Annotated in this window: 16 protein-coding genes; 4 read left to right on the forward strand and 12 right to left on the reverse strand. The window is 67.2% G+C overall.

Annotated elements, in window-relative coordinates; genetic code table 11:
• Positions 1-14: 14 nt before the first annotated feature.
• The 8 genes from KYT87_RS12865 to queE all read right to left on the reverse strand — a co-directional run bounded on the left by KYT87_RS12865 (position 15) and on the right by queE (position 7,586).
• Positions 15-848 carry a hypothetical protein gene (locus tag KYT87_RS12865; RefSeq protein WP_219992401.1) on the reverse strand — a complete coding sequence of 278 codons (834 nt, stop codon included), beginning with the start codon at positions 846-848 and terminating at the stop codon, positions 15-17.
• Positions 849-1,156: 308 nt separating this feature from the next.
• Positions 1,157-2,578 (reverse strand): efflux transporter outer membrane subunit, encoded by a 1,422-nt coding sequence (locus KYT87_RS12870; RefSeq protein ID WP_219992402.1) that lies wholly within the window; start codon positions 2,576-2,578, stop codon positions 1,157-1,159.
• Between the two features lie 63 nt (positions 2,579-2,641).
• A complete protein-coding gene (locus KYT87_RS12875) occupies positions 2,642-3,559 on the reverse strand; it encodes an HlyD family secretion protein (protein ID WP_219992403.1) in 918 nt (305 codons plus the stop codon).
• Between the two features lie 2 nt (positions 3,560-3,561).
• A complete protein-coding gene (locus tag KYT87_RS12880) occupies positions 3,562-3,774 on the reverse strand; it encodes a DUF1656 domain-containing protein (RefSeq protein ID WP_046807861.1) in 213 nt (70 codons plus the stop codon).
• Positions 3,771-5,846 (reverse strand): FUSC family protein, encoded by a 2,076-nt coding sequence (locus KYT87_RS12885; protein ID WP_219992404.1) that lies wholly within the window; start codon positions 5,844-5,846, stop codon positions 3,771-3,773. Before KYT87_RS12885 ends, KYT87_RS12880 begins: the two co-directional genes overlap by 4 nt.
• Positions 5,843-6,316 (reverse strand): MarR family winged helix-turn-helix transcriptional regulator, encoded by a 474-nt coding sequence (locus KYT87_RS12890; protein ID WP_046807863.1) that lies wholly within the window; start codon positions 6,314-6,316, stop codon positions 5,843-5,845. Before KYT87_RS12890 ends, KYT87_RS12885 begins: the two co-directional genes overlap by 4 nt.
• A 165-nt stretch (positions 6,317-6,481) precedes the next feature.
• Positions 6,482-6,925 (reverse strand): 6-carboxytetrahydropterin synthase QueD, encoded by a 444-nt coding sequence (gene queD, locus KYT87_RS12895; protein WP_046807864.1) that lies wholly within the window; start codon positions 6,923-6,925, stop codon positions 6,482-6,484.
• 28 nt (positions 6,926-6,953) lie between these two features.
• A complete protein-coding gene (gene queE, locus KYT87_RS12900; RefSeq protein ID WP_046807865.1) occupies positions 6,954-7,586 on the reverse strand; it encodes a 7-carboxy-7-deazaguanine synthase in 633 nt (210 codons plus the stop codon).
• A 92-nt stretch (positions 7,587-7,678) separates the two neighbouring features.
• Here queE and arfB point away from each other — a divergent pair, with 92 nt between their 5' ends.
• From arfB to KYT87_RS12915, 3 genes are all read left to right on the forward strand, one after another.
• A complete protein-coding gene (arfB, locus tag KYT87_RS12905; RefSeq protein WP_046807866.1) occupies positions 7,679-8,095 on the forward strand; it encodes an alternative ribosome rescue aminoacyl-tRNA hydrolase ArfB in 417 nt (138 codons plus the stop codon).
• 95 nt (positions 8,096-8,190) lie between these two features.
• Complete coding sequence (locus KYT87_RS12910; protein ID WP_046807867.1) at positions 8,191-8,550, forward strand: helix-turn-helix transcriptional regulator; 360 nt, start codon at positions 8,191-8,193, stop codon at positions 8,548-8,550.
• 7 nt (positions 8,551-8,557) lie between these two features.
• Entirely contained in the window at positions 8,558-9,610 is a 1,053-nt protein-coding gene (locus KYT87_RS12915; protein WP_120155353.1) for an alkene reductase, read from the forward strand.
• A gap of 122 nt (positions 9,611-9,732) precedes the next feature.
• On the opposite strand, the gene KYT87_RS12920 is transcribed toward KYT87_RS12915, so the two are convergent.
• Positions 9,733-10,701, reverse strand: coding sequence for a CPBP family intramembrane glutamic endopeptidase (locus KYT87_RS12920; RefSeq protein WP_219992405.1), 969 nt, complete (start codon positions 10,699-10,701; stop codon positions 9,733-9,735).
• Between the two features lie 216 nt (positions 10,702-10,917).
• Between KYT87_RS12920 and KYT87_RS12925 the strand changes: the two genes are divergently transcribed.
• Positions 10,918-11,292 (forward strand): MAPEG family protein, encoded by a 375-nt coding sequence (locus tag KYT87_RS12925; RefSeq protein ID WP_046807893.1) that lies wholly within the window; start codon positions 10,918-10,920, stop codon positions 11,290-11,292.
• Between the two features lie 42 nt (positions 11,293-11,334).
• On the opposite strand, the gene KYT87_RS12930 is transcribed toward KYT87_RS12925, so the two are convergent.
• From KYT87_RS12930 to KYT87_RS12940, 3 genes are all read right to left on the reverse strand, one after another.
• Complete coding sequence (locus KYT87_RS12930; RefSeq protein ID WP_104143864.1) at positions 11,335-11,769, reverse strand: carboxypeptidase-like regulatory domain-containing protein; 435 nt, start codon at positions 11,767-11,769, stop codon at positions 11,335-11,337.
• A gap of 132 nt (positions 11,770-11,901) precedes the next feature.
• On the reverse strand, positions 11,902-12,672 hold the full coding sequence (locus tag KYT87_RS12935; protein ID WP_104143865.1) for an NRDE family protein: 771 nt from the start codon (positions 12,670-12,672) through the stop codon (positions 11,902-11,904).
• Between the two features lie 3 nt (positions 12,673-12,675).
• On the reverse strand, positions 12,676-14,658 hold the full coding sequence (locus tag KYT87_RS12940; protein ID WP_255594098.1) for an FUSC family protein: 1,983 nt from the start codon (positions 14,656-14,658) through the stop codon (positions 12,676-12,678).
• Positions 14,659-14,662: the final 4 nt, after the last annotated feature.

Genomic DNA, 14,662 nt, shown 5'->3' on the forward strand with positions numbered 1-14,662 from the left:
TGTGCTCCTGAGTCTTAAGTGTTGGCGCGCCCGTTGAGCAGGGCATCGATAAAGGTTTTCAGTGGGGTGCCGACGCGGCCGCCCAGATCACGGGCGCGCGCGTTGGCTGACGAGATCACGCCTTCGTCGTAGCAGGAGCGCGCGTCGCCGATGCAGGCGCTATCGGCCGACACCGTCAACGCGGCGATACCGCGCTGCTGCAACAGCGGCAGCCGGCCGGTGCCCGCGCCGTCACGGCCCATGCCGGCATCGTTGAAGGTGACCAGCCGGGGCGCGGCCTTGACGCCGTCGGTTTGCAGGCCGGCCAGGCGTTCGCCGTGCGATGCCGTGACGGCAATGCGGCCATCGTCGCGTTGATCCAGCAGCGATACGGAGTCCGCGCCGATGACTTGTGGGGTGCCATCGGCCGCCGCCCGCAACACCATGCGGGACTCGTTTTGCAACGTGGGCAGCGGGTAAACGGCTGACGACAAGGCCAGCCGCGCGGCGGCCTCAGCCACGCGCATGCCGGGCACGCAGCCCAAGGCCTGCGCCCGTAAATTGACGTGGCTGATGACACCGCGGCGCAGCATGTCCGCGCCGTCGCCGATGCGGCAACTTTGATAGTCGGCGGTGGCGGCGGGCACGCCCCAGCGTTGCAGGTCCGACAGGCCGGCAATACCCGCTTGCCGCAGCCCCAAGCCGGCGTCGTTCAGGATCACCGCCCGCACCCGGCCGCGCGCGGCGCAATAGGCGGCATAGCGTCCGCCGTGGGACCCGGCGATCACCACGCGGCCGGCGTCCGCGCTGCCGAGCTTGGTGATGCTGTCGAGCACACTGGCGTCGATCGTCGTGCCGTTTGATTCCATATTATGGATTTGTTTTATCGCGTTGCTGCCCGGCGGGGCGAAGGCGAAGGGCGGGAGCCCCAGCTTGTCTCGTATCTTGATGTAGGTATGCACCGGATTCTACGGGCGCGAAAAGCCGTACGGCAATGATCCATCCATATTATGGAAATGGATTTGATGAGCGTGGCGAATCGGGATGGGCATCGCGGCCCGGCGCTGGCTCAGCGTGCTTCCGGCCGGCCGGGACAGGACGAAAAAAAGCGCCCGGTCGGGCGCTTTGGAATGCCGCCGCCTGCCAGGCGGGGCCTTTGTGCGAGAGGCGCGTCGGGCTACTTTTCCCAGCCGCCGCCCAAGGCCAGGAAAACGGCGATCTGGTCGCTGCTAAGTTCGGCTTGCGAGGCGGCCAGAGCGCTTTCGTTGGTGGCCAACGTACGTTCGGCGTCCAGCACGGTCAGGTAATCCGTCTTGCCGTACTGGAATAGGCGGCGCGCTTGCGAGGCCGCTTCGGCGCTTTGGTCGCGGGCGGCGCGCAAGGCGGCGTCACGGTCCAGCTGGCGGGCGTAGACGACCAGCGCGCTTTCCGTTTCGCGCAGCGCGTTCAGCACCGTGGCGTCAAAGCGCGCCACCGCCGCCTTCGTGCTGGCTTGGGCTTCGGCGATGCGGGCCTGCACCGCGCCCGTGTTCGGCAGGGTCCACGAGATCAGCGGACCCACGCTCCAGCTGAACGTGCCCCGGTCGCCGAACATGGCGGCCGGGCCGCCCGATGCGGCGGACAGGCCCAGCGTGACCTTGGGATACAGGTCGGCGGTGGCCACGCCGATGCGCGCGGTAGCCGCCGCCAGCGTGCGTTCAGCTTGGCGGATATCAGGGCGGCGGCGCAGCAGCTCGGCGCCATCGCCCACGGGAATGGTGCTGGTCAGTCGCGGCGCGGCGGCGCATTGCAGCAAAGACGCGGGGATGTCGTTCGGCGTTTGTCCCGTCAGCGCGGCCAGGCGGTACAGCGCCGTGCGCTGCTGCGCCTGGAAGGGCGGCAGGTTGGCCTGCAATTGTTCCAGCTGGCTGCGGGCGCGCGTTACGTCCAGCGTGGTGCCCCGGCCGGCGCGCTGCAAGCGGCTGACGGCGTCCAGCGATTCCTTTTGCACCTGCACGGAGTGCTGGGCCGAGGCCAGCTGCATGCCCGCCGCGCACATGTTGGCGTAGGCGCGCGCGGTTTCGGCGGCCACGGTCACTCGGGTGGCATCGTAAGCGGCCTGGGCGGCTTGGGCATCGCCGGTGGCGGCTTCGATGGCGCGGCGGATCTGGCCGAACAGGTCCAGCTGGTACGACACGCTGGCGCCCGTGGAATAGGCCCAGTGGTTGGGCGGGTCGATCCCGGGTTGCAGCTCCTGCAAGCCGGACACATGGCCGAACGTGGGCGACGCATTCACGCCGATGCCGGGTTGTTGCTGCGCCTGCGATTCCTGCACGGCGGCCTGGGCACGCTCCAGATTGGCGCTGGCCACGCGCAGGTCGGTGTTGGCGGACAGTGCCTTTTCCACCAGCCCGTCCAGCACGGGATCGTTATACAGACGCCACCAATGGCCGGTCACCGCTTCCTGTGCAAACACCTTGGAGCCTGCCTCGACGAAGGGGGCGCCCGCGCTCTGTCGCTGGGCGACCGACGCGGCGGGCACCTGGTAATCAGGGCCCACGGTGGTGCATCCGGCCAGCGCAATGGCCAGCGTCAACGGCAGAAGAAATTTGGTGTTCATGGCAGCTACGGCTTGGCGTTGATATGAGAAGAAAGAAGGGTTGATGGGCGCGCGGTGCGGGGGTCAGCGGTTGGCGGTGTCGGCGGCGGCTTGCCGCGGTGCGGGCGTGGGGTCCACCGACACGGTGGCGGTCTGGCCGGCGACCAGTCGCACGCCCTCGGGCACGTCGTCGATCTTCACGCGCACCGGAATGCGCTGCGCCAGGCGCACCCAGTTGAAGGTCGGGTTCACGTTGGGCAGCAGGTTGGCGCCGGTGCTGCGGTCGCGGTCGGCAATGCCCATCGCGATGCTTTCGACGTGGCCTCGGATGTGGCGCGAATCGCCCATCAGCGTCACCGTGACGGGTGCGCCTTCGTGGATGCCGGGCAGCTTGGTTTCTTCGAAGTAGCCTTCGACGTAGAACGAGCCCGCATCCACCAGCGCCATCACGCCGCGGCCTGCCGTGGCGTACGAACCGGCGCGCAGATCCAGGTTGGTGATGCGGCCATCGCTGGCGGCCACCACGCGGCTGCGTTCCAGGTTCAGGCGCGCCGTGTTCAATTGCACCTGCGCCTGCGCCAGCGCCGCCTCGGTCTGCTGCACCTTGGTCTGGCTTTGCTCGACGGCTTCGGCGGCCACCAACTGGCCCAGCGATCGGTTGCGCTTGGCGTCGCGCAGCGCCTGGTCATGCGCCACCTGTTGAGACCGCACCGACGCTTGCGCCTGATCAAACGCCAGCTGGAAGCGGGCACGGTCAATTTCAAACAGCAAGTCGCCCGCCTTGACGTCCTGGTTGTCGTGCACGGGCACGCTGGTCACCAGTCCGGATACGTCGGGCGCCACTTGCACCACGTAGGCCTTGACCCGGCCGTCACGCGTCCAGGGCTCGACTTCATAGTGCACCCACAACTGCCAGCCGGCGTAGGCCGCGGCAGCGACGGCGATGGCCGTCACCGCGAACTTGCCGATGGCGGCAGGGCGAAGGGCGTTGGGAAGTTTCATACCTATCTCTGAAGAAAATAAGGGGAAATGAGCGACACGCCATACAGCAGCACCACGAACAGCGCCAGATCAAAAAGCGCGGGGTGCCACACCAGGCGATACAGTCCGATGCGCGCCAGCACGCGGCGCAAGGCCCAGGCCACGCCCAGCGTGACCACGCCCAGCACCAGCAGCCAGGGGAAGTAAATGCCGTACAGATTGAATTCGCCGATCATGATGCGTGGCCCTCCATGGTGGGACGGGCGGGTTGGTAGTCGGGGGCGTCGGGAAAGAACGCGCGGCGGATGCCCACCAGCGCCACCACCGCGCGGTCGCGCGCGGCCACCCCTTGCGGCGTGGCGGCCACGCTGGACAGCGCGCGGTCGATTTGCGCCAGGAACTCCGGCGTCTTTTCCCCAACGCGCCATGCCGAGCGCGCGCGGAAAAACTGCGCCAGGCTGTTCAGCACCGGCTGGATCGTGGCTTCGGCCATCGGCAGGTGACGACGCGCGCGTTGCAATTCGGTGATGTCGCGGCCCACGCGCAAATCCTTCAACGCGTCGGCGGCAACCAGGTCGTCGGGCCGCTCGGCCAGCGCCAGGCGCGGCTGCAACAGGCCGATGCGATCCAGCATGCGGGCGGTGTAGGTATGGCGCGACGGCGCGCGCGGCGAGCTGGCCAGCGTGGCCAGTTCTTTCCAGTTGGCGGCCTGGATGCGGCGGGCGCTCCAGTCGGCGCTGACCGTGCGGAAGATGGCGGCGATGATGGCCGCCGTGGCCACGCCCATGCACTGCGCCACCTGCGTATCGATAAACGACACGATGTCGGCGGTGTTGGTGTCTTGCAGCGCCATGGTGCCCAAAAAGCCGAACAGCATCGCCATGGCCTTGCCGGTGCTGGCGGGGCGCGCGATGAAAATGCCCAGCACGAAGGCGGTGGGCAGCATCGACAGCGCCAGCATTTCAAACGAATGTATGGCGGGCATGATGCCCAGCAGGTACAGCGCCGACAGCGGAATCGAATACACCGTGTAGGTCAGGAACTGCATGATGCCGGGCACCGGGTTGTCCTGCGACGCAAAGAAGCAGCTGAAGATGGCGGCCATCAACGCGGCCGTGGCGCCGTTGCTCCAGGCCGTGCCGATCCAGAATGCGCAGCACACCGAAATGGCCACCCCCGCGGCCAATGCCGACAGCAGCGCCATGCCGTGGTCGCGGTGCAGCGCGGCGTTGGGGTCGCGAGCAGGGCGGGCGTGGTGCATCCCGCCCCGCATCGACCCGCGCCGTGGCGCGCCTTTCAGGCCGGCGTGGATTTCGCGGCGCAGCGCCAGGCATTCGTCGTAGGTATCGATCAGTTCGCGCAGCCGCGTCATCAGGCTGGCCAGCAGGGCGTCGCGCCAGGTGGAGTGGCTGTCGATGGCGGGCGTGGCATGCGAGACGGCCGCGCGCAGTTGCACGGCGGTGTCGTGCGAGGCCTGGGCGCCGGCGTTGATCCATTCTGAAATATCGTTCAGCAGCGCGGACACCGTGTCAGGCAAGGGCTGGTCATTGGCCTGAAGCGCGCGCAGGCGGTCCTCCACGGCCGAGACGGCCGGCGTCAACGCCGAAATCTGGTCTTGCATCGCGCGCACCGCGCCGGACGTCCAGCGCAGGTTGCTGGTGTCGAACGGCACGTGGGTGGACAGCAGGCGCAGCTGGGTGATGTCGTTGGCCAGCACGCGGCGATCGCGGTCGCGCTGTTCGGCGGTCTTGCCGCTTAGCGTGTCGTGCATCCAGTTGCGGGCGTCGCGCACGGCCTTGTCCAGTTGCAGCGTCAGCGCGGGCGCCAGGCCACGCGGCAGCACAATGCTGTGGACCAGCGTGGCGCACACGATGCCCAGGCTGATCTCTTCCACGCGGGCCAACGCCGTGTCGAACACCAGCGACGGGTCCGTCACGCTGGGAAACCCGATCATGGCGGCGGTGTAACCGGCCAGCATGAACAGGTACGACCGGGGCGTGCGGTCCAGCACCGACATGTACAGGCAGGCGCCGACCCACATCACCATGGCGGCCGTCATGACGACGGGCGAATTCGACAGGCGCGGCACCATGTAGACGGTGGCGGCCGACCCGGCAAACGTGCCGACCAGCCGGTACAGCGCCTTGGAACGCACCGCGCCCGACCAGGGCTGCGCCACGACATAGGCGGTGGTCATCGCCCAGAACGGACGCGGCAAACCAATGCTGTAGGCCAGATAAAGCGCCATGATGGCGCTTAGGTAGCTCTTGAGCGAAAAAATGGTTTCGCGGACGTTCGGCAATTTCACGATGCGTTGTCCTGTTGATGGGCCCCGGCGCCGCGTCCCAGCGACACACTCAGCGCGTCAAATACGCGCAGACAGGCTTGCAGGTCGGATTCGCTGACGCCGTTGAACAGACGCCGGCGCAGTTCCACCAGCACGTTTTCGACCTGAGCCCGCAGCGCATGGCCGGCTTCGGTCAAATGCAGGGTTTTGGCACGGCGGTCATGGGTGTCTTCGCGGCGTTCCATCAGGCCGGCGGCCACTAATTGATCCAGCACGCGAACCAGGGACGGGCCCTCGACGCCCAGCGCCTCGGCCAGCGCGCCCTGGCGCACGCCGTCTCCCAGGCGGCCGGCCAGGATGACGGGCCAGGCGGTGGCCTGCGACAAACCGTAGTCGGCCAGCGCCTTGTCGGCAGCGCCACGATAGGCACGGGACAGCACCATCAGGTTGGCAGTGGTGGCCATGAGTTGGGAGTCGGAAGGAGTGTTCATGGAAATCGATTGTATCCTATCTATTAGCTTACTAATAATTGAATATGACGAATATCTCCATTGATTTTTCCAATCGGTCAGATCAGTGCGGACTTTTCCATGGGCGGAAAAATGGGGCCGCAAAGGCGGCCCCAGGCCATTCAGCCGGACAATGACCGGCGCGGATTACGCCGCGCAGTCCGCCCAGCAGTTGGGTGTTTCGTACAGGCGCACGCGGGTCAGGCGCAGGTCGGCGCCATAGTGGCCGTGGTAGTGCGGGGCCAGCGTGTCGAAGACGATCTTGGCCAGGTTCTCGGCCGTGGGGATGCGGTCCAGCACCACGGTCTTGTGGTCGGGCAGGGTATCCAGAAAGCCGCGCACGGCGGCATCGCCCTCGAACACCAGGAAGGCGTGATCCCAGACGTCCACGATGTGGGTCTTGGCGATGTGCTTGATCTCGGAAAAATCCATCAACATGCCGTTGTCGGATTCGCCCGGCGCCTGCACCACGTCGCCCGTCAGGGTGATTTCAAGTACATAGCGGTGGCCATGCAGATTGCGGCACTGGCTGCGGTGGTCGGGGATGCGGTGGCCGGCGTCGAATTCCAGCCTGCGGGTCACGGAAATCATCGTGCGGTCCGCCGCGCGTGGGGGTAAATCATGGAATGCCTATGTATTTGTGGGTCTGCAAACTCAGCCGCCATTGCGGATGCTGCATACAGTACTGAACGGCCTTCTCGGTGTTGGCCACGCGCGCGGGGCCGTCCATGGGTTGCAGGAAAAAGTGTTCGAAATCCAGGTGCGCAAAGGTCTCGGGCAGGGCGTTCAGCTGCGGGTAGACCAGCTTCAATTCATGGCCCCGGTCAATGACGATGGGCGCGGTGCCCTTGGGGCTGACACAGATCCAGTCAATGCCGGCGGGCGGCTTGACGGTGCCGTTGGTTTCGATGGCCACGGTAAAGCCGCGTGCGTGGATGGCGGTCAGTAGCGGCGCGTCCAGTTGCAGCAGCGGTTCGCCGCCGGTGAAGACCACGTATCGGTCTTCGGTGCCGGGGCCCCACGTGGCGGCGATGGTGTCGGCCAGCAGGTCCGGCGTGGCAAATTTGCCACCGCCTTCGCCGTCGGTACCGATGAAGTCGGTGTCGCAGAACGTGCAGGCGGCGCTGGCGCGATCGCTTTCGCGGCCGGTCCACAGGTTGCACCCCGCAAACCGGCAAAATACCGCCGCGCGGCCTGCATGGGCGCCTTCGCCTTGCAGGGTCTTGAAGATTTCTTTGGCGGTGTAGGTCATAGAGGTTGCTGGCTAGGGGTTGCTAGCCACCCAGGGTCAGCATCAGAATCGGGCAAAAGCGGAATATTTTACTTGGTATAGACTCCCGGCCTATGTTTCATGTCCAAGATTCCCTGTATATCGACGAACGCGACCTGACGTTCAGCATGATCCGCGCCCAGGGCGCGGGCGGCCAGAACGTCAACAAGGTGTCCAGCGCCGTCCACCTGCGCTTTGACGTGCGGGCCTCGCATCTGCCGCAAGAGGTGCAGGACGCGCTGTGCGCCGTCAGCGATCACCGCATCTCGAAAGACGGTGTCATCGTCATCAAGTCGCAGTCGTTTCGCAGCCAGGAAAAGAACCGGGCCGAAGCCATCGAACGGCTGGTGACGCTGGTGCGCAACGCCATCCAGGTCGACAAACCGCGCCGCGCCACCAAGCCCACCCGCTCATCGCAACGCCGCCGTGTGCAGCGCAAAGTGCTGCACGGCGAGGTCAAGCGCCTGCGGGGCCGCGTGCAGGGCGACTAAGCAAAAACAAAGCCGCAAAACCTTGTTGCCCGAAGGGGCATGACTTCATATCGAACTTCTTCGATTTAAGATTCGATAAATTGCGATATACCAATATGACCCAACCCGCTTCCGCTTCCGCATCGTCCGCAGGCCAGACCGGCGCAGAGCCCGGCATTGATGCCGACGCCATCATCAAGGCGTTGGCCAATCCGGTGCGGCGCGACATTCTTGCGTGGCTGAAGACGCCGCATGCGTACTTCGAGGAACGTCCGGGCCACACCTTCGAACACGGGGTGTGCGCGGGCCACATCGACGACCGCTGCGGCTTGTCGCAGTCAACCGTGTCCTCGCATCTGGCGGTGTTGCAGCGCGCGGGCCTGATTACGTCGACCAAGGTGGGGCAGTGGGTCTTTTTCCGTCGCAATGAAGTTGTGATTGCCGCATTCCTGCGGCAGTTGAACCAGGATATGTAGGAACTTCATGAGCAAGCTGTTTGAACCCCTGCGCGTCGGCGCGTTGACCCTGCGCAACCGTATTGTCATGGCCCCCCTGACGCGCCAGCGCGCCAGCGAAGGCCGCGTCCCCAACGACCTGATGGTCGAGTACTACACCCAGCGCGCGGGCGCCGGCCTGATCTTGTCGGAGGCCACCGCGGTGACGCCGCAAGGCGTGGGCTATGCCGACACCCCGGGCCTGTGGTCGCCCGAGCAAGTGAAGGGTTGGCGCAAAGTCACCGCCGCCGTCCACGACAAGGGCAGCCTGATGGTGGCCCAGCTGTGGCACGTGGGCCGCATTTCCGACCCAATCTTCTTGAATGGCGAGCTGCCCGTTGCGCCCAGCGCCATTGCCGCCGAGGGCCACGTCAGCCACGTGCGCCCCAAGCGCGCCTATGTCACCCCGCGCGCGCTGGAAACGGCCGAACTGGCAGGCGTGGTCGACGCCTACCGTCACGGCGCCCAAATGGCCATGGAAGCCGGTTTCGACGGCGTTGAAGTGCACGCCGCCAACGGCTATCTGCTGGACCAGTTCTTGCAGGACAGCACCAACCACCGCACCGACCAGTACGGCGGATCGCTGGAAAACCGCGCCCGCCTGCTGCTGGAAGTGGTCGACGCCTGCGTGGCCGTCTGGGGCGCCGACCGCGTGGGCGTGCACCTGTCGCCGCGCGGCGACGCGCACACCATGGGCGATTCGGACCCCGCCGCGACCTTCCTGTACGTGGCCACCGAGCTGGGCAAGCGCGGCATTGCGTTCGTGTGCGTGCGCGAGCATGAAGGCCAAGACAGCCTGGGACCGCGCATGAAGGCCGCGTTCGGGGGCGTGTATATCGCCAACGAGGGCTACACGCGCGAATCGGCCGAAGCGGCCATCGAAGCGGGGCGCGCCGACGCTGTGGCTTTTGGCGTGCCGTACATCGCCAACCCGGACCTCGCGCGACGCTTTGAACTGAATGCGCCGCTGAACACGCCGGTACCGTCCACGTTCTACGCGCAGGGCGCCACCGGCTACACGGACTACCCGGCGCTGCCGTAGGTCCCGGTGCAGGTTGCGCTGTTGCGCTGCCCGCGCCTACATCCCGCCATCCCCCCGCGCCATCCCCCGGGCCATCCCCCGGGCCATCCCCCGGGGCTGTCAACGTCTCAGGCGCGGGCCGGCTAGAACACCGCGCGCATCGGGTAGGTAAACAGCCCGAAGTGCGCGGCGTTCAGGCCCAGGTGCGCCAGCACCGCCGCTGCCAGGCCACCGTAGCGATAGGCGACGCCGTAAGCCACGCCGGCCATCGTGGCCAGCAACATCCATTGCCAGCCGCCGGCAAAGTGCGCCAGCCCGAACAGCAGCGCGGCAACACCCAACGCGGCCCAGCCACCCCAACGCCGATTCCTCCAACACGTGGCCAGTTGCTGCTGCACATGGCCGCGAAACAGCGCTTCCTCGGCCACCGTCACCAGCAGCGCGTTATTGATCAGCCAGATCCAACCGGTGTCGGGCCACTTGGGCGCCCAGCCCACCACGCCCAGCGCCAGCGCAAGGCCCAGGCAGACCAGCACGGCCGCCGCGCACGCCAGCAGCGCTGCCGCCAAAGTCCGGCCGACTATGTGGACGGCAATGCCCCCCGCATTGCCGCCCGCATAGCTTCGCGCGTCGCTGCCGACAGCGCGGCCCGCGTCCGCGCCCACGTAGCCGCCCACGTAGCCGCCCACCATGGGCGGCGCCAACACCAAGATCACCCAGAACGCGACCAGCGGTTTATCCAGATTCAAGTACATGCCAAACGCCACGGCATCCGCGCTAAGCGGGGCGGGCGCGATGACTTGCGGGTTGTGAAAGCCCGGTATCAGATGCAGAAAAAGCGCGGCGGCCAGCAGCACGAACAGTAGATGGCCGAAAAGGCGCAGGGCGGGCGGGGGCGTGGCGGGGGAATTGGCCTGGAAAGTCGGCCTGATGCAGACGGCGGCCAAAGCCAACAGCGCGGGCGCGGCCAGCGCCACCGGCTCGATCACCCCATCCTTCCACGCCCACGCCCAGGCCACCGCCAAGGGCAGCAGCGCCCAGCGCCGCGTGGCGGGCGGCCAAAGCATCAAGGCGGCAAGGAACAGGGCGGGCCACGGACTATACAAAGGCATGGATGCGTTAGGGCGGGGAATGCGAAGCGCAAAGTGTAAGGCCCGAGCCCGGGGGCAAGCGCGACATGGCACTAAGAACCCGCGCAACGCTGCACCGGCCAACACCGGCCAACACCGGCCTTTTCATTTAGCCGCATTCGGGCGACCATGCCGCAGCGGCGGCGACGTGCCCGCCCCGTATCCGGCCCGGTTCACGTGGCCGCAACAGGAGTCGATATGAAAATGATTGCGTGGTTGATGTTGGCGGCGGCCATTTTGCCGTTCGTCTCAACAATTGTGGCGAAGGCGGGCGGGCAGAAGTTCGACAACAACGACCCCCGGGCCTGGCTGGCGCGTCAGGAAGGATGGCGCGCGCGCGCCAATGCGGCCCAGATCAATACGTTTGAATCGCTGCCGTTCTTCTACGCGGCCGTGCTGTTCGCGCTGTACACGCAGGCGCCGCCCGCCCACGTTGCCACGTTGATGGCGTGCTGGTTGGGCGTGCGTCTGGGTTACCTGGCGATGTACCTGGCAGGCTGGGGCGCGCTGCGTTCGGTGGTGTGGACGATCAGCGTGGGCTTTGTCATCGCGATCCTGTTTTCCGGCGTCTGAGCGGGGGGGGCTGGTCGTGACGGGGGCATCACTTCCAGACCATCACTTCCATTCAAATACCGCGCGCCCGCTGCCCGCGCCTTGCACGTTCACTTCGCGCTCTTGCGCGCGGCCTTCGTACGTTGCCGAGACCTTGTAGGTGCCCGCGGGTAGCTTGATCAGCATGTACGGGCCTTCGGCCGTGGTCTTCAAGACTTCCTTGCCTTGCGCATCGCGGATGACCACGGCCACGCTGGCCACGTAGTCGGCCTTGCCCTCGCGCTGCGCCGCGAAAGTCAGCGACAGCGGGTAATCCTTGGCGGCGGCCTTCATGGCTTCCGATTCATCAATGCCGATACCGCCGCTGATGTACTGCACCGAGCCCTGCTGCTGGACCGCCGGCAGCGCGGCCTGCGCCGTTGACAACACGCCCGCAATCGCCATGCTGCCCAGTGCCATCATGGCCGACATGGTGCAGCGTTCAATGCGTTTGTTCATCTGATTCTCCTGAAGTGGACGAGTACGTTTCGACCTGGGCGCCGGCAAGGAGTTCGCAGCGGTGCGTCTGCAAGATCAACCGATTGTTTCCGCCGCGCGGCTGGCCGGCCCGGCCAGCATATCCCCGCGCGCTCAAGCTTTCCAGTCGAACGCCAGGCGGCTTTCGCCGCTAAGCGTGCCGTCAGGTGAAAAGCGGCGTTCGTCCAGCTGACCCGAGCCCCCGTCGAACAGAACCAGCACGCTGGAACTGCGCGTTCCGTAGTCGGGGCTGACGATGAACGGGCTGCTCAACAGCCTTTCGCGGTCGGGCGGCAGGCCGGTGGCGGGCATGTCGTCGTCCGTGGCGGTCTGGCGGTCGGCCAGCGCGTCGAACAAGGCCGGCAGATCGGGTTGCGGCGAGCGGCCCAGCACATCGGTAAACGCCGTCTTGGTCCGGGCGAGCTTGGGCCAGGGCGTATCCAGCAAATGGTTCGACAAGGCGTAGATGCCGGGGTCAAGCGGGCGCGGCGGGCCGTCGCGGTTGCTCAGGTACCAGGCCTGGCGCGTGTCGCCCACGATCAGGTTGAAGCCGTTATACGCCTGGTCCGATTCATGCGTGCGGGCCAGGTAAACATCGGGCGGCTCGTCGCCACGCAGATAGTCTTCAACCAGCGCTCCGCGCGACGGGGCCGGGTTCAGGTGTTTGCCCGGTTCGCGATAGTTGGTCACCAGTGCAAAGCGCCCGCGCGTGGTCACGCCCATCCAGGTGCCGCCCGCCAAGCCGTCACGGCCCGCGTAGACGGTGGGCGCATCAGCCCATTGCGCTATCGGATGCGTGGGTCGCGCGTGGAATTCGTCGCGATTGGCGGCGATCAAAACGGGAATGCCCGACAAGGCGTGCAGGGCCAATACGGCAAGACACATGGTTCAAACCTGGTGGGAAGTTGGGTGGGGTGGGCGCACGCCCGGCGTCGTTGCAGCAAATTCCGGGCCAGTCAGCGCGGCGCGCAGGTTCTCGATCTCGGCGGCCACGTCGGCCAGGGCGGGCGTTGGCGCGGTGATGGCGGCGTCCGGCGGCGGCGTGCCGTTGGCCACCGCCACGCTTAGCGCATGCAAGGCCTGCGCAAGCAGCCCGACCTGGGCGGCAGTGGGCGCGGGCTGGCCGGGCGGCAGCGACCAGGCGGTGTCGGACACCGCGTTGGCCACGCGTTCCAATGCGACCTCCACCGGCCACCAGGCCAGCGCCCGGCGGCTGACCAGGCGGGGCTCGGACAAGCCCCGTTGCAAGGCAATGCGCAGGTCCGACAAGCTGGCGTAGGCCCGCGCGCGCAACGCATGGCGGTTGGCGGCGTCCGCCTGGAACACGGTGTTGACGTAGGCGGCCAGTGTGTCCATCGCGGCGGAAACCGCGTGGTCCAGGTTGTTGCGTTCGATGCGTATCCAGGGCAGGTAGCCCACCAGCAACACGATGCCGGCGGCCACGCCCACGTCGATCAGCCGGGCCAGCGCGATGGCCCACGAGCCCGGCTGCAAGGCCCCGATCAACAGCATCAGAATCGGCACCAGAATGGCGGAAAACAAGCCGTAGTTGCGCCGGATGGACCACGGCAGCAACGACGCCAGCACCGCCACCGTCAACAGGCTGGCGACGCCGTTCTGGTCCACGGCCAGCACGGTGGCGCTGATGGCCACGCCCACCACGCTGCCGCCACAGCTTTGCAGCGCGCGGGCAAATACCGAGCCAAAGTTCGGCTTGAAGATCACCACGACGATGAGCGGCACCCAGTACGAACGCGGCAGCGATGCGGCCAGCGCCACGGCTTCCGCCGCGATCAGGCACAGGCCCAGCCGGACCAGGTAACGCACGGTGGTCGGGCCGGGGCGATAGGTGCGGGCCAGCACGCGCCACGGCGTGCGCGGCGGCGCGGGCGTCAAGCCATCCAGCGGGTCCACGTCAGCCGGCTTGACCCCTTGCATCAGGGGCAGCGCCTGGGCCAGGGCATCCGCCAGCTGGGGCATGCCGGCCTGGCGCAAGGCGGCGATGTCGTCATCCGGGGCGGGCTCGCGGTCGTTTTCGACACGGTCGGCCAGGCGGTTCATCACGCGCGCGCAGGTGGGCGGCAGCGGGCGCCCCGCACGCGCCAGCGCCAGGGCGGCATTGGTCAGCGGGGTGCAGGCTTGCAATTGGGCCGCCAGCCGGGCCAGGCGCGGCGATGGGCCGGCGGCGCGCCCGCGTGCCGCCAACACCGTGTCGTAGGCGGTGGTCATGGCCGCTTCCATGTCGCGCCGCGCGATCATCGTGCGCGACGTGCCGATGGCGGCAAACAAGGCGGCCAGCTTGCGGTAGGCCAGCGCGACGGCGGCGCGTTCCGGGGCGATCGGGTTGATGACCCAGCCCACCAGCGTCAACCCCAGGCCGAACAGCCCGCCCGTGCCGACCAGCACGGACGGCAGCCACGGCGGCAGGGTGGACGTCAGGCTGGAGCCGACGATGACGTACACCGCGAATTGCAGCGTGGCCACCGCCGCGATGTTGTTGAAGGTGCCGACCAGGCTGGCAATCAGCACCAGCACCGTCATGGCGGCCGACGTCCACAGCCCGTAGCCGGCTACCAGGTTGCCCAGCAGGTAACCCAGCGCGCCGCCCAGCACGGTGCAGCCGATGGACAAGGCGCGGTTGCGATACGGGCCGCCGTTGTCGCCCGTGATGGCCGGCAGCGCGCCCAGCGCCACCAGCGCGGCGGCCGCGCCTTGGCCCAGTGCCAGCCCCACGGCGCAGGGCAGGCCGATGGCCAGCGCCGCGCGCAGCGCCACCCAGCGGCTGACGGGCGAAGGCTCCATGTGCGCCAGGCTCATCAGCCAGCGCATGTTGGCGCCGCGCGCGCCGTGGCGGGTCAGGGGGCGGGACACGGTG

The organism is Achromobacter sp. ES-001, from assembly GCF_019448355.1.
GTDB classification, from domain to species: Bacteria; Pseudomonadota; Gammaproteobacteria; order Burkholderiales; family Burkholderiaceae_B; genus Achromobacter; species Achromobacter spanius_B.

What these genes read in the sequence shown, in the direction of transcription:
- queD (WP_046807864.1), bottom strand. Translation starts at nt 6,925, where the DNA reads ATGATTTCCGTGACCCGCAGGCTGGAATTCGACGCCGGCCACCGCATC.
- KYT87_RS12890 (WP_046807863.1), bottom strand. Translation starts at nt 6,316, where the DNA reads ATGAACACTCCTTCCGACTCCCAACTCATGGCCACCACTGCCAACCTG.
- KYT87_RS12880 (WP_046807861.1), bottom strand. Translation starts at nt 3,774, where the DNA reads ATGATCGGCGAATTCAATCTGTACGGCATTTACTTCCCCTGGCTGCTG.
- KYT87_RS12925 (WP_046807893.1), top strand. Translation starts at nt 10,918, where the DNA reads ATGAAAATGATTGCGTGGTTGATGTTGGCGGCGGCCATTTTGCCGTTC.
- KYT87_RS12865 (WP_219992401.1), bottom strand. Translation starts at nt 848, where the DNA reads ATGGAATCAAACGGCACGACGATCGACGCCAGTGTGCTCGACAGCATC.
- KYT87_RS12930 (WP_104143864.1), bottom strand. Translation starts at nt 11,769, where the DNA reads ATGAACAAACGCATTGAACGCTGCACCATGTCGGCCATGATGGCACTG.
- KYT87_RS12875 (WP_219992403.1), bottom strand. Translation starts at nt 3,559, where the DNA reads ATGAAACTTCCCAACGCCCTTCGCCCTGCCGCCATCGGCAAGTTCGCG.
- KYT87_RS12935 (WP_104143865.1), bottom strand. Translation starts at nt 12,672, where the DNA reads ATGTGTCTTGCCGTATTGGCCCTGCACGCCTTGTCGGGCATTCCCGTT.
- KYT87_RS12915 (WP_120155353.1), top strand. Translation starts at nt 8,558, where the DNA reads ATGAGCAAGCTGTTTGAACCCCTGCGCGTCGGCGCGTTGACCCTGCGC.
- KYT87_RS12920 (WP_219992405.1), bottom strand. Translation starts at nt 10,701, where the DNA reads ATGCCTTTGTATAGTCCGTGGCCCGCCCTGTTCCTTGCCGCCTTGATG.
- KYT87_RS12910 (WP_046807867.1), top strand. Translation starts at nt 8,191, where the DNA reads ATGACCCAACCCGCTTCCGCTTCCGCATCGTCCGCAGGCCAGACCGGC.
- KYT87_RS12870 (WP_219992402.1), bottom strand. Translation starts at nt 2,578, where the DNA reads ATGAACACCAAATTTCTTCTGCCGTTGACGCTGGCCATTGCGCTGGCC.
- queE (WP_046807865.1), bottom strand. Translation starts at nt 7,586, where the DNA reads ATGACCTACACCGCCAAAGAAATCTTCAAGACCCTGCAAGGCGAAGGC.
- arfB (WP_046807866.1), top strand. Translation starts at nt 7,679, where the DNA reads ATGTTTCATGTCCAAGATTCCCTGTATATCGACGAACGCGACCTGACG.